Source organism: Amycolatopsis sp. NPDC059657, from assembly GCF_042734395.1.
GTDB lineage: Bacteria > Actinomycetota > Actinomycetes > Mycobacteriales > Pseudonocardiaceae > Amycolatopsis.
In genome coordinates this window covers 1-10,633 of sequence record NZ_JBHWEB010000170.1, presented here as the reverse complement: position 1 = coordinate 10,633, position 10,633 = coordinate 1, and the positions used below count along the sequence as shown (strand labels likewise).

The 10,633-nt window shown below is 69.4% G+C and carries 13 protein-coding genes; 4 read left to right on the top strand and 9 right to left on the bottom strand.

Annotated elements, in window-relative coordinates:
* Window positions 1-107 precede the first annotated feature (107 nt).
* Genes trxA through ACFV15_RS44645 form a run of 4 tightly spaced genes read right to left on the bottom strand, consistent with a single transcriptional unit; the run spans window position 108 to window position 1,884 of the window.
* A complete protein-coding gene (gene trxA, locus ACFV15_RS44660; protein ID WP_378359118.1) occupies window positions 108-419 on the bottom strand; it encodes a thioredoxin in 312 nt (103 codons plus the stop codon).
* On the bottom strand, window positions 419-799 hold the full coding sequence (locus ACFV15_RS44655) for a MerR family transcriptional regulator (RefSeq protein ID WP_378359116.1): 381 nt from the start codon (window positions 797-799) through the stop codon (window positions 419-421). The genes trxA and ACFV15_RS44655 overlap by 1 nt, the downstream gene beginning before the upstream one ends.
* A 41-nt stretch (window positions 800-840) precedes the next feature.
* Window positions 841-1,068, bottom strand: a complete 228-nt coding sequence (locus ACFV15_RS44650) for a cold-shock protein (RefSeq protein ID WP_378359115.1) — start codon at window positions 1,066-1,068, stop codon at window positions 841-843.
* Window positions 1,069-1,071: 3 nt separating this feature from the next.
* On the bottom strand, window positions 1,072-1,884 hold the full coding sequence (locus ACFV15_RS44645) for an LLM class flavin-dependent oxidoreductase (RefSeq protein ID WP_378359113.1): 813 nt from the start codon (window positions 1,882-1,884) through the stop codon (window positions 1,072-1,074).
* A 17-nt stretch (window positions 1,885-1,901) separates the two neighbouring features.
* On the opposite strand from ACFV15_RS44645, the gene ACFV15_RS44640 reads away from it, so the two are divergent.
* From ACFV15_RS44640 to ACFV15_RS44630, 3 genes are all read left to right on the top strand, one after another.
* Window positions 1,902-2,402, top strand: a complete 501-nt coding sequence (locus ACFV15_RS44640) for an HAD domain-containing protein (protein ID WP_378359112.1) — start codon at window positions 1,902-1,904, stop codon at window positions 2,400-2,402.
* Window positions 2,403-2,496: 94 nt separating this feature from the next.
* Window positions 2,497-3,063: a dihydrofolate reductase family protein gene (locus tag ACFV15_RS44635; RefSeq protein WP_378359110.1), complete on the top strand. Its 567-nt coding sequence runs from the start codon at window positions 2,497-2,499 to the stop codon at window positions 3,061-3,063.
* A gap of 67 nt (window positions 3,064-3,130) precedes the next feature.
* Window positions 3,131-3,976, top strand: a complete 846-nt coding sequence (locus ACFV15_RS44630; RefSeq protein ID WP_378359108.1) for a class I SAM-dependent methyltransferase — start codon at window positions 3,131-3,133, stop codon at window positions 3,974-3,976.
* Here the strand turns inward: ACFV15_RS44630 and ACFV15_RS44625 are convergent.
* From ACFV15_RS44625 to ACFV15_RS44615, 3 genes are all read right to left on the bottom strand, one after another.
* Window positions 3,973-4,809 carry a DUF4436 family protein gene (locus ACFV15_RS44625; RefSeq protein WP_378359107.1) on the bottom strand — a complete coding sequence of 279 codons (837 nt, stop codon included), beginning with the start codon at window positions 4,807-4,809 and terminating at the stop codon, window positions 3,973-3,975. The two genes, ACFV15_RS44630 and ACFV15_RS44625, sit on opposite strands and share 4 nt — an antisense overlap.
* A gap of 81 nt (window positions 4,810-4,890) precedes the next feature.
* Window positions 4,891-6,183: a diguanylate cyclase gene (locus ACFV15_RS44620; RefSeq protein ID WP_378359105.1), complete on the bottom strand. Its 1,293-nt coding sequence runs from the start codon at window positions 6,181-6,183 to the stop codon at window positions 4,891-4,893.
* A 110-nt stretch (window positions 6,184-6,293) separates the two neighbouring features.
* Complete coding sequence (locus ACFV15_RS44615; RefSeq protein WP_378359104.1) at window positions 6,294-7,490, bottom strand: MFS transporter; 1,197 nt, start codon at window positions 7,488-7,490, stop codon at window positions 6,294-6,296.
* 61 nt (window positions 7,491-7,551) lie between these two features.
* Here ACFV15_RS44615 and ACFV15_RS44610 point away from each other — a divergent pair, with 61 nt between their 5' ends.
* Entirely contained in the window at window positions 7,552-8,346 is a 795-nt protein-coding gene (locus ACFV15_RS44610; RefSeq protein WP_378359102.1) for a PaaI family thioesterase, read from the top strand.
* Window positions 8,347-8,354: 8 nt separating this feature from the next.
* On the opposite strand, the gene ACFV15_RS44605 is transcribed toward ACFV15_RS44610, so the two are convergent.
* Both ACFV15_RS44605 and ACFV15_RS44600 read right to left on the bottom strand, forming a co-directional pair.
* Window positions 8,355-8,624 carry a hypothetical protein gene (locus tag ACFV15_RS44605; RefSeq protein ID WP_378359101.1) on the bottom strand — a complete coding sequence of 90 codons (270 nt, stop codon included), beginning with the start codon at window positions 8,622-8,624 and terminating at the stop codon, window positions 8,355-8,357.
* Between the two features lie 17 nt (window positions 8,625-8,641).
* Window positions 8,642-10,210: an ABC-F family ATP-binding cassette domain-containing protein gene (locus ACFV15_RS44600; protein WP_378359100.1), complete on the bottom strand. Its 1,569-nt coding sequence runs from the start codon at window positions 10,208-10,210 to the stop codon at window positions 8,642-8,644.
* Window positions 10,211-10,633: the final 423 nt, after the last annotated feature.

Below are 10,633 nucleotides of genomic sequence, written 5' to 3'. Positions count from 1 at the left end.
CTCACACAGGCGGGGCACGGGGGTCGGGCGCGGGGGTTCTTGTTAACTATTTGTTTTGTTGGTTTACTCATTGTTAGAACCGGCCATACCACTCACGACCCCATCGCTCACGACAGCACGTCGTCCAGTTCGGCCAGGAGTTTGGCTTTGGGGCGGGCGCCGACGATCGTCCGCACCGGGACGCCGTCGCGGAAGAGGATCAGCGTCGGCAGCGACATGACCTGGTAGTTCCGGGCCTGGAGCGGGTTCTCGTCGGTGTTGATCTTGCGCACGGTGAGGTCGGGCCGTTCGCTCGCGATCTCCTTGAGCACGGGCGCGATCATGTGGCACGGCGGACACCACTGCGCCCAGAAGTCCACCAGCACGGGCTTGCCGCTTTCGAGGACTTCGCTGGTGAAGGTGTCATCGGTGGTATCCATCATTCCTCGACTCCGCAGGGTCCCGGTTGCCTGGCCAGCGCGCCGGCCAGTTTGGTGAGCAGTCCTTCGCGCACGGCGTTGAGCCGGTCGAGGCAGGCGTCCACCTCGGCGAGTTTGCGCTGGTAGACCTCGACCGACGCGGGGCAGGCGTCCCCGGCGTCGTGCCCGGTGCGCAGGCAGTCCACGAACGGGCGTGTGTCGTCGAGACTGAGCCCCGCCGCCTGCAGCGTCAGGATCTCGTGGACGAGGCGGACCTCGTCCTCGCCGTAGTCGCGGTAGCCGTTCGCCGAGCGCGGCGCGGTCAGCAGGCCTTGCGCCTCATAGAACCGCAGCGCGCGGGTCGTGGTCCCGGCGCGCCGGGCGAGTTCACCGATTCGCATACCGGCGACGGTAAACCTTGACGCTGACGTCAACGCAAAGGTTACGGTTTTCCCAGCCTGCGGACGCTGGTGGCGCGGAACCGGAAGCTGTCCTGCCGCGCGGCCTCGTACTCGAACTCGACGCGATCGCCCTGCTCGAGCGACCGGAATCCGTCCATCTCGATCACGCTGAAATGCACCCAGGCGTCCGCGCCCGCCGGCAGGTCGGGTGAGGCGATCGCGCCCCATCCCTTCTCCGGCTTGAAGAACTTGACGATGCCCTGTGCCATGACTCAGGTCGCCGGCCCGTCGCGCACGACGCCCCGGACGGTGTCCAGCGAAACGCCGTGTGGCGAGAACTGCGTCAGCCACCAGGTGGCACCCGCCTTGGCGTACAGCGACAGGTCGTCGCCGGGTGCCACGTCGACGGCCAGGTCGAACGGCGTCGCCGAGTCCCGCAGGCCCGCGATGGTCTCGGCGACCTCGGCCACCTCATCGGGGTGGCCGAGATTGACCGGGAAGAACCCGTCGCACCGGGCAGCCCGGCGCAGCGGCTTGACCTTCCCCGGGAAGCCGGCCGCCCACACCGGCACACCCGGCCGCTGCACGGGCGTCGGCAGGAACTTCATGCCATCGACGACGTAGTGCTCGCCGTGGTGGCGCACCGGCTTGCCCGACCAGGCGGCGTTGAGGATCTCCAGCGACTCGTCGAGCATGTCGCCGCGCACGCGGGCGTCGAGTTCCTCGCCGGTCTTGGAGAACTCCTCGCCGAACCGGTCCTCGCCGATCCCGACGCCCAGGGTGAGCCGCCCGCCGCTGAGCTGATCCAGCGTCGCGGTCTCCCTGGCGACCTTGGTCGGCCGCCGCCTGGTCAGCGGGGTGACCATCGGGCCGATCCGCACGGTCTCGGTGGCGGACGCGATCGCCGCCAGCACGATCCACGGGTCGGCCACCGCCCGCACCGGCGCCTGCCAGCGCACGTGGTCCCACACGAAGACCCCGTGCCACCCGGCTTCTTCCGCTTCCGCGGCCAATCGGGCTATTTGGAGCGGGTCGGCGAGTTCGTCGAAGATGGGCAGCCAGAGTCCTGAACGCAGTGCGGTCATGGTTTGTATTCTGCGGTGTGACCGGTTCTCTTGCGTTGCTCTTCTTGGATGTCGACGGCCCGCTCATCCCATTCGGGGCGCGGAATTACCCGATTTTCTCGCCGAATGCCGACAATCCATTACTGAGCAGACTCGATCCGTCGCACGGCCCGCGACTGGCCGCGCTGCCCTGCTCACTCGTCTGGGCGACAAGCTGGCTGGACGACGCGAACGACAGCATCGCGCCGCTGCTCGGCCTGCCGCGCCTGCCGGTCGTGACCTGGCCGGAGTCGCCCTTCGATGAGCAAGACGAGCGTGCCGGGCTCCATTGGAAGACCCGCGCGCTCGTCGCGTGGGCGGCGGGTCGGCCGTTCGCCTGGGTCGACGACGAGCTCACCGCCACCGACCAGGCCTGGGTGGCCGAACACCACGCGGGCCGGGCCTTGCTGCACCGGGTCGATCATCGGCTCGGGCTGACCGACACCGACTACGGCACGCTCGCCGCTTGGACATCGGCGGGCCAGACGAGACCAACCTGAGTGACCCAGATCACAGTCAGCGCATGTCGAGACGTCGCTCGCAGCTGCGTCCCTGGGGTGTCCGTCACCGAACACCACCTCAAGGGAGAACGTCATGCGCAAGCTCGTCGTCCAGCAGTGGGTCACCGTCGACAACATCGCCGCCGAGGAGGACGGCGGGCTCAGCTTCGTGTCCGGGGAGCCCTTCGACGATGCGACGACCAACCCGTTCAAGGAAAGCGTCATGGGGTTCATCGACTCGGTCGACACGATGATCATCGGCGCGAACACCTACCACCAGTCGAAGGGCTACTGGCCGCACGCCGAGGAACAGGGCGAGTACGGCGAGAAGTTCAACAGCCTTGCCAAGTTCGTCGCCTCGTCGAAGCTGGGTGACGCGCCCTGGGGCGACTTCCCCGCCTGCTCGGTGACGCGCGACCCGGTCGCCACCGTCCGGGAGCTCAAAGCGCGGAGCGGCAAGGACATCCTGCTCTGGGGCAGCCTGGAACTCATGCGCGCCCTGCTGGACGCCGGCGTCGTCGACGAAGCCCGGCTGATGGTCTGCCCTGCCGCACGGGGCAAGGGAACCCGCGTTTTCGAGGACGCGCGCGACCTGAAACTGGTCGGCGCCACCGCTTTCGACAACGGCGTGGCGATCATGCGCTACGAAATCAAGAAATAGGCGCCAACCGTCGGGAACACTCACGAGTCCCGCCTGTAGACTCGGCCGCCGATTCTGGGGAGAAACCGTGGCTGAAACACCGAACGTCGACGCTTCCAACTCTGATCAGTACGCCATGTGGGACGGCGGCAGCGGGAGCTTCTGGACCGCCCGCGCCGACCGGTTCAACGAGGGCATGGCCGGGTACCACGGCACGCTCGTGAAGGCGGCCGGTTTCCAGCCGGATTCGCAGGTGCTGGACATCGGCTGCGGCAGCGGCCAGCTCACGCGCGACGCGGCGCGTGCCGCGTACGAGGGTTCGGCGCTCGGCGTCGACCTGTCGAAGGCGCAACTCGACCTCGCGCGGACTCTGGCCGAGCGGGACCAGCTGGCCAACGCGACGTTCCTCCAAGTGGACGCGCAGGTCCACGACTTCGGCGAGGCGCGCTTCGACATCGCCGTCAGCAGGCACGGCACGATGTTCTTCGGCGATCGGCCCGCCGCGTTCGCCAACATCGCGCGGGCCATCAAGCCCGGTGGCCGCCTCGTGCAGCTGACCTGGCAACCGGTCGACCGCAACGAGGGCCTCACCACGTTCCGTACCATCGCGGCCGGCGGCAAGGAAGTGCCACCGCCGCCGGCCGACGCCCCGACGCCGTTCTCGCTGAGCGACCCCGACCGGGTGCACCCGTTGCTGAGCGAGGCGGGATTCACCGACATCGAGATGACCGGGCTGACCGTCCCCATGTACTACGGCAGCGACGTCGACGACGCGTACGAGTTCATCGCCGACGGCTTCAGCTACGAGAAGCTGGACGACGCGGTCCGTGAGCGCGCGATCGACGACCTCAAGGCCGACATCGCCGCACACCTCACTGACCAGGGCGTCTTCTACAACGCGGCGCATTGGCTCATCGAAGCCCGCCGCGTTTAGTCCTTTTTCGCCCGTTCGGTGAGCGCACCGGCGACGACCGCGACCACCACGCTCAGCGCGATGACGGCTTCGGCCCAGAGGAAGGCCGTGTAGTCGAGCAGTGAGCCGATCGGCGGCGTGCCCGGCGCGATGTTGCGGAAGCCCGCGAGCGCGAACAACGTCGCCGCCATGAAGCCGAACGCGGGCCAGACCAGGCCGCGGCGGCGGGTGACCAGGTTCTTGGCGCCCAGCAGGACCGCGATCGCGAGGCCCCACATGGTGATCATCATGAACACCGCGAAGACCAGCACGCCCGCCGAGCGGCTGAACCGCACCTCGGCGCCGCCGATGCCGTTGTCGACGTTGTAGGCACGCACCGACAGCCCGAACAGGCTGTCCACTTTGTCCAGTGTGAGCAGCACCGGCACCTGCTCGCCGTTCATCTCCGCGGCGAACTGGATCTTGGCGTCGTACCGGTCGAACGGGTAGTCGGTGACGGTGCCGCCGGACAGCGCGATCGGCAGGTCGGCGCTCGAAATCCGTTGGTGCGCCGGGAAAACATGATCACCGCGCAGGCTGGACGAGTTCAGCAGGCGCAGCTCGGCCGTCGGCGCCTCGCCATTGCCCTCGCCGAACCTGCCGAGCGGGACGGCCAGCACGCGCAGCACCGCCTCGCGCCCGGCGGCGTCGATGCGCTGGACCGAGGCGAAGACGTCGATGCGGTCGGGGACCTCGGTGCCCGCCGAGTGCCAGGTGTCCCCCGCCGTCCGGTCGGCCGCGTGCAGCCACAGGCCGAGCCCGGCCGCGACCACGACCAGCAGCGGGATCAGCAAGAACCTGAGCTTGGACAGCATGGCGGAGATCGTGTCAGCGAATGCCCGCGCGCGCCGGGTTTGTCATGCTGACAGGTGAGAGCCCCGACCGCCTGGATAACGTCAAGCGACGTCGTTGATGCTGACGACCCTGTTGCGCCCCAGGCTTTTCGCTTGATAGAGCGCTTCGTCCGCAGCCTGGAGCAGCCGTTCGACGGCCGCGCCCGCGTCCGGGTACATCGCGACGCCGATGGACGCCGACAGGTTGTCGATCACGGTCGCGGTGGTCACCACCCTGAGCGCCTCGATCGACGCGCGGACGCGCTCGGCGACCGTGATGACGTGCGTGCGCGTGATGTCGGGCAGGAGCACGACGAACTCCTCGCCGCCGAAGCGGCCGACGGAGTCGTAGTCGCGGACCGATTCGGTGATCGCGGTGGCGACCGACTTGAGCACCGCGTCGCCCGCGAGGTGGCCATAGGTGTCGTTGATGCGCTTGAAGTAGTCGAGGTCGATCATCAGCACGCCGAAGCAGGCGTCGGGGGTGCGCTCGACCCTGGCGAGCTCGCGAGTGGCGAGATTGTGCCAGCCCGCGGTGTTGAACAGCCCGGTCTTCTCGTCCGTGGTGGCGGCGACCTCGAGCTGCTTGACCAGTACGCCGCGATGCAGGAACAGCAGCGGCGGCACCACCAGCACCGCGAGCGCGGGCAGCGTGGTCAGCGCGAGCGCGGTGAGGATGCCGAGGCAGAGCGTCGACGCTTCGAGCGCGTTGTCGGCCCAGCCTCCGAAAAGTGCCTGCACGGTGCGCTTTTCGACGGTCAGGCCGGGCAGCGCGACCAGCGCGCCGACCACGAAGTAGACGACCGCGGTGAGCACGACGACCACCACGCCGCGCCAGCCGGCGTCGACGACGGCGCCCATGTCACGGACGTCCGCGAGCACGAGCACGGCCGAGGCGGCGTGACAGGTGAGGGTGACGAGGCTGGCGTTGAACACGGTGCGGAACGGCGGCACCCGGCGCAGCCGGTACCAGCTGCGCACGGCCAGGTGCAGGTACAGCACCGCGACCAATGCGGCGACGAGCGCGGCAGGCAGGAGCAGCACACCCGCGAAGGTCCAGACCGAGGTCATGTTGATGTGCGGGGTGGTGTTGACGCGCCTGCGGACGCGCTCGACCTGGCGGCCCAGCTCGGCCTGCAGTATCCCCATCCCGGCGAGGGTGGCCAGCATCACCAGGTCGCGGGCCGTCGGCACGGTGGTGACCGCGGCGCGCGCCGTCAGCACGACCGCGGCGGCTTCGGCGAGCAGGCAGTAGCCGATCAGGCCGCGGCGTTGCTGCCAAAGTGCCCATCGACCTGGGGAAAGTACGTCACGGATGTGTGCGGGGGCTCTGCCTGCCGCACCATCGTCGGTCATACTCAGGGTGGTCCACCCGCCTTTCCGAGGTGCCGTCCACCACCAGTGTCCACCCAAGCGCAGCGCTGGAGCAGTGGAGGGAGGCCGCCATGAGCAACCGCGACACGTGATCAGCCCCGGCGGGCCCGGCTCCACCCCACCGCGATCGGCACGGCGACGACCGCTCCGGCGGCTCCGGCCAGCGCGACGGCCGGGGCCGGGCCGAGCTGATCGGCGAGCAATCCGGCGACGAGCGCGCCCAGCCCCTGCACGGTGATCAGCCCGGAAGACAGCAACCCGGCACCCTGCGCCCGTCGTTCGTCCGGCAGCCGCCGCACGAACGACGCGGTGCCCTGGATGTTGTACGCGGTCGCGAACATCCCCGAGCAGGCGAACAAGAGCATTGAAACAGCCAGCCCCGGTTTGAAGACGCAGAAGATCAGCGGCACCCCGGCCAGCACGCCGAGTACCCCGATCACGCGGATCTGAGTGCTCTCGGGCACCCATTTCCCGAAGATGATCCCGCCGATCACGCTCCCGATCGGATCGCTCGCCATGATCAGCCCGACGGCGACCGGGCCCAGGTCACCCGCGTAAGGGGCGGCCAGCGCTTCCGGGACCACATAGAACCCGGCCAGCCAGCACAATCCGATCAAGGCCCTGAGCGCCGGATCACGCCACACGATCCGTGCGCCGAGCATTGTCGACGCCCGGAAGGACATGCGTGCTTCGGTGTTTCGCGGCGCCGGGCGTGCCTTGACGCCGCGTTGGAGAAGCAGCGCCGAAGCCAGGAAGGTCGCGGCGTCGAGTGCGAGCGCGACCGTCGGGTTGAGCGCGGCGACGAGTGCGCCGCCGCCGGCGAACCCGGCGAGCTGCGCGGCCTGGCTGGTGATGTTGCGGATCGCCATGCCCGCGGTGTACTTCTCGCCGTCGAGCACGTCCGGCAGCAATGCCTGCTGTGCCGCTTTGAAGGGACCGTTGAGAAGGGTCGTGACGGCGACCAGCGCGCAGAGCACGCCGAGTGGCATACCTGGCAATGCCATGAGGGCGAGCAGTGCGGCGCGGGCGAGGTCGGCCGCGACCATGACGTCCCGTCGCGGATACCGGTCGCCGAGTCCGCCGAGGAGTATCCCGCCCGCGAGCGCGGGCACGAAGGTCAGCGCGTAGGTCAAGCCGGTGAGGAAGGCGGACTCGGTGCGCTGGAACACGAGCACGGACAACGCGACCCTGGCGAGCTGGTCACCACCGATGGAGAACAGCTCGGCGATCCACATGGCACGGAACTCGCGCACGGCCAGGACGGCCCCGAACCTCACGCGCTCCGCCATGATCACTCCTCCGTCTGAGCGTAAGGGGTCGTGAGTGCCACGGCCTGTCAGACTCGGTGCCATGAGTTGGCTCGACGAAAGCCCGTTCCTGCGCGACCTCGGCGTCCGGTGGCACGACGGCGAGGTCGTCATGACCGTGACCGAACCTCATACCGCCCATGGCGCACTGCACGGCGGGGCGACGGCGGCGCTCGCGTTGGCATCCGCGCAGGCGACCATGCGGGCGGCGGATCCCGAGACCGACCCCAGCACCACTTCCCTGCACGTCACCTACGCCCGCTCGGGGCGGGGTAACGCTTTCACCGCGTCGACGACCACGCTCCGGCGCGCACGAGAGCTGGGTTTCCACCAAACCGAGATCCGCGACGAGGCCGGGCAGGTCATCGCGGGCGCGTCGAGCACGCTCGCCGACGGCAGGCAGGGCAGTGGCGTCGCGCCCGCTCTGCCGACGCCGCCGGGTGACCCCGCGGTGTTCACCAAGGCAGCCGAGTCGATTCCCTTTCTGCGCGGCCGAAATCTGCGGTTCGAGGGCATCGGCCCCGGCGAACTGGAGCTGAGCATGGCACCGGCCGAGCGCAACCTCGACGCGAAAGGGCGCTTCGACGAGGGCGCGCTGGTCACGTTGATCGACATGGCGGGCACCAGCGTGCCGTGGACGCTCGCCCAGCCGGGCAAGGGCGGCGCCACGATCTCGTTGCACGCCCAGTTCGTCGGGCCACCGCCCACCGACCCGGTGACCGCGCGGGCGACCGTGCGGGCCCACGACGAGCGGGTGTTCTGGACCGACATCACCGTCTACGCCACGGCCGATCGCCGGATCTGCGCGTTGAGTCAGCTCGCGTACCGGTTCGCCTGACGCCAGCTTCAGACATCTCCGGCTTCGACCATGGCCACGACCTCGGCGAGGTCGGGGGCGGCTTCGGCGATGAAGCGATGGACCAGTGCGAGTGGCAGCGGCTCGTCGGTGTCCACGCGCAGTAGGGCTGCGCCGGTGGTGCCGTCCAGGTAGGCCTCCACGACGACACCCTTGCCCGGCGTCGGCGCGACGTCCTCCAGCTCCCAGCCGAAGCCGTAGTCAGAGGTATCGCTCCATTGGTTGACCAGGTAATGGCGGCCGTCGTACTCCCAGCTCATTCCGGCATCATGCCCGGTCACAGCGCCAGCCGCGACCAAGATTCGGTGTCGCGCAGCAGCTGACGGTCGTGGGTGGCGATCACGACCGCGGCCGGAGTGGACGCGAGCGCCTCCGTCAGCTCGTCGACGAGCGTGGCCGACAGGTGGTTGGTCGGCTCGTCGAGCAGCAGCACGTGCGGGCTGGCGGCCAGTACGAGCGCCAGGTCCAGCCGCCTGCGGGCACCGATCGACAGCTCGCCGACCGGGCGGTGCAGGTCGTACTTGGCCAGTAGTCCCAGCGCGGCGACGGAGTCGGACAACTCCGCCGCCGTGCGATGGTCCGGGAGCGCCGACTCCTGGCCCAGCAAGCCGATCCGGACGGGCCTGGCTCGGGTGACCGTTCCGGTACCCGGTTCCAAAGCGCCCGCCAGCACGGCCAGCAGTGTCGACTTGCCCGCGCCGTTGGGGCCGGTGATCACCAGGCGGTCGCCGGAATCCAACGCCAGGTCGACCGGGCGGGTGAGCCTGCCCGGCACGCTCACCCCGTCGGCACTCAGCAAGGTCGCGCCGGGATGTGCGGGTAGCTCCGGCATGGCGAACCGGACCGGTGGTGACGGGATCGCCACCACGTGCGAGGCCAGCTCCTCCTGACGGCGGTGCACGGCACGGACGAGGCCGGGCGCGCGCGTGGCACGGGTGTGCCTGCCGTGTCCCTTGGCGGGGCGCCAGTTGTCACGCAAGCGGTTCTGCGCGGCGGACAGGTCGTCCGCCAGGCGTTGCCGTTCGGCGAGTTGTTCGGTGTGCAGCGCCTCCCACCTGGCACGTTCGGCCTGGCGAGCCTCGACATAGGCCGAGTAGCCGCCGCCGTAGACCCTCGGCCTCCCATCGCTGGACGGGTCGAGATCGACGACGGTGGTGGCCACGTCGGTGAGCAGCGCCCGGTCATGACTGACCAGCACGACCGCGCCCGGGTAGGCACGCAACCGCTCGGTGAGATGGTCGAGACCGGCCGCGTCGAGGTGGTTGGTCGGCTCGTCGAGCAACAGCACCGCGTGGCCCGCGCCGAGCAGGCAGGCCAGCCGCACGCGGTGACGTTGCCCGACCGAGAGCGTGCCGAGCGGCCGGGTGCGGTCACTGATGGCGTTCAGCGCGGCGAGCGAGACCTCGACACGCCGGTCGGCGTCCCACGCGTCGAGCGCCTCGACCTCCGCGAGTGCGTCGGCGTAGGCGTCTTCAGCACTGGGGTGGCCGTCGGCGAGTGCGTCGGTGGCGTGTTCGAGCCTGGCCAGCGCACCGCGGACGGCGGACAGCTCCAGGTCGATCAGCGCGCCGACGGTCTCTGCCGCACCGAGCGGGATCTGCTGGTCGGCGACGCCGAGCGAACCGGCGCGGCGCACTTCGCCGCGATCGGCGGGCAGGTCACCCGCGAGCACCCGGAGCAGGGTGGTCTTGCCGCGGCCGTTCTCGCCGACCACGGCGACCCGGTCACCGGCGGCCGCGACCAGGTCGACACCGGCGAGCACCGGCCGCCCGCCGAACGAGAGATGGACGTCGGACACGCGGACATGCGCCGTGCGGGCAGGGGCAAGCGAAAGGTGAGACGGCATGAAAAGGAGTCCTCTGAATGAAAATGACGCGCTGACAGGACGAACCGGACGCCGCGGTCCGCGGCGCCGGAGAGGTGGTTCTCGTCCCTCAGAGGAAGAACAGCTGCATCATGATCACAAGCCTAGAACAAGCCCGCCGCTCCTGTCGCGCGAATTATCCCGCGAGGCCAGGCATGGGTGGCGTGGTCTGAGCCGGTTGTGAAGGGAGCCTTCACAACGCATAGCTGTGTGAAGGCTCCCTTCACAACCGGCCAGATTGCGTGAAGGGAGCCTTCACACAGCGTCGGCGTGGTGAACTCGGCCCTCATCTGCTCCGGCCCCAGCCGCTTCGCCACCTTGGCCTCTCGCGGGGGTGGGGGGTGGTGGGGGGGGGGGGGAGACGGGGGGGCGCACCCTCCGAACCCGGGGGGGGGGGGGGGCGGA

Bases quoted from the DNA above. Each gene is read 5' to 3' on its own strand.
- ACFV15_RS44635 (WP_378359110.1), top strand. From the start codon at position 2,497: ATGCGCAAGCTCGTCGTCCAGCAGTGGGTCACCGTCGACAACATCGCC.
- ACFV15_RS44615 (WP_378359104.1), bottom strand. From the start codon at position 7,490: ATGGCGGAGCGCGTGAGGTTCGGGGCCGTCCTGGCCGTGCGCGAGTTC.
- ACFV15_RS44610 (WP_378359102.1), top strand. From the start codon at position 7,552: ATGAGTTGGCTCGACGAAAGCCCGTTCCTGCGCGACCTCGGCGTCCGG.
- trxA (WP_378359118.1), bottom strand. From the start codon at position 419: ATGGATACCACCGATGACACCTTCACCAGCGAAGTCCTCGAAAGCGGC.
- ACFV15_RS44645 (WP_378359113.1), bottom strand. From the start codon at position 1,884: ATGACCGCACTGCGTTCAGGACTCTGGCTGCCCATCTTCGACGAACTC.
- ACFV15_RS44600 (WP_378359100.1), bottom strand. From the start codon at position 10,210: ATGCCGTCTCACCTTTCGCTTGCCCCTGCCCGCACGGCGCATGTCCGC.
- ACFV15_RS44620 (WP_378359105.1), bottom strand. From the start codon at position 6,183: ATGACCGACGATGGTGCGGCAGGCAGAGCCCCCGCACACATCCGTGAC.
- ACFV15_RS44605 (WP_378359101.1), bottom strand. From the start codon at position 8,624: ATGAGCTGGGAGTACGACGGCCGCCATTACCTGGTCAACCAATGGAGC.
- ACFV15_RS44655 (WP_378359116.1), bottom strand. From the start codon at position 799: ATGCGAATCGGTGAACTCGCCCGGCGCGCCGGGACCACGACCCGCGCG.
- ACFV15_RS44650 (WP_378359115.1), bottom strand. From the start codon at position 1,068: ATGGCACAGGGCATCGTCAAGTTCTTCAAGCCGGAGAAGGGATGGGGC.
- ACFV15_RS44625 (WP_378359107.1), bottom strand. From the start codon at position 4,809: ATGCTGTCCAAGCTCAGGTTCTTGCTGATCCCGCTGCTGGTCGTGGTC.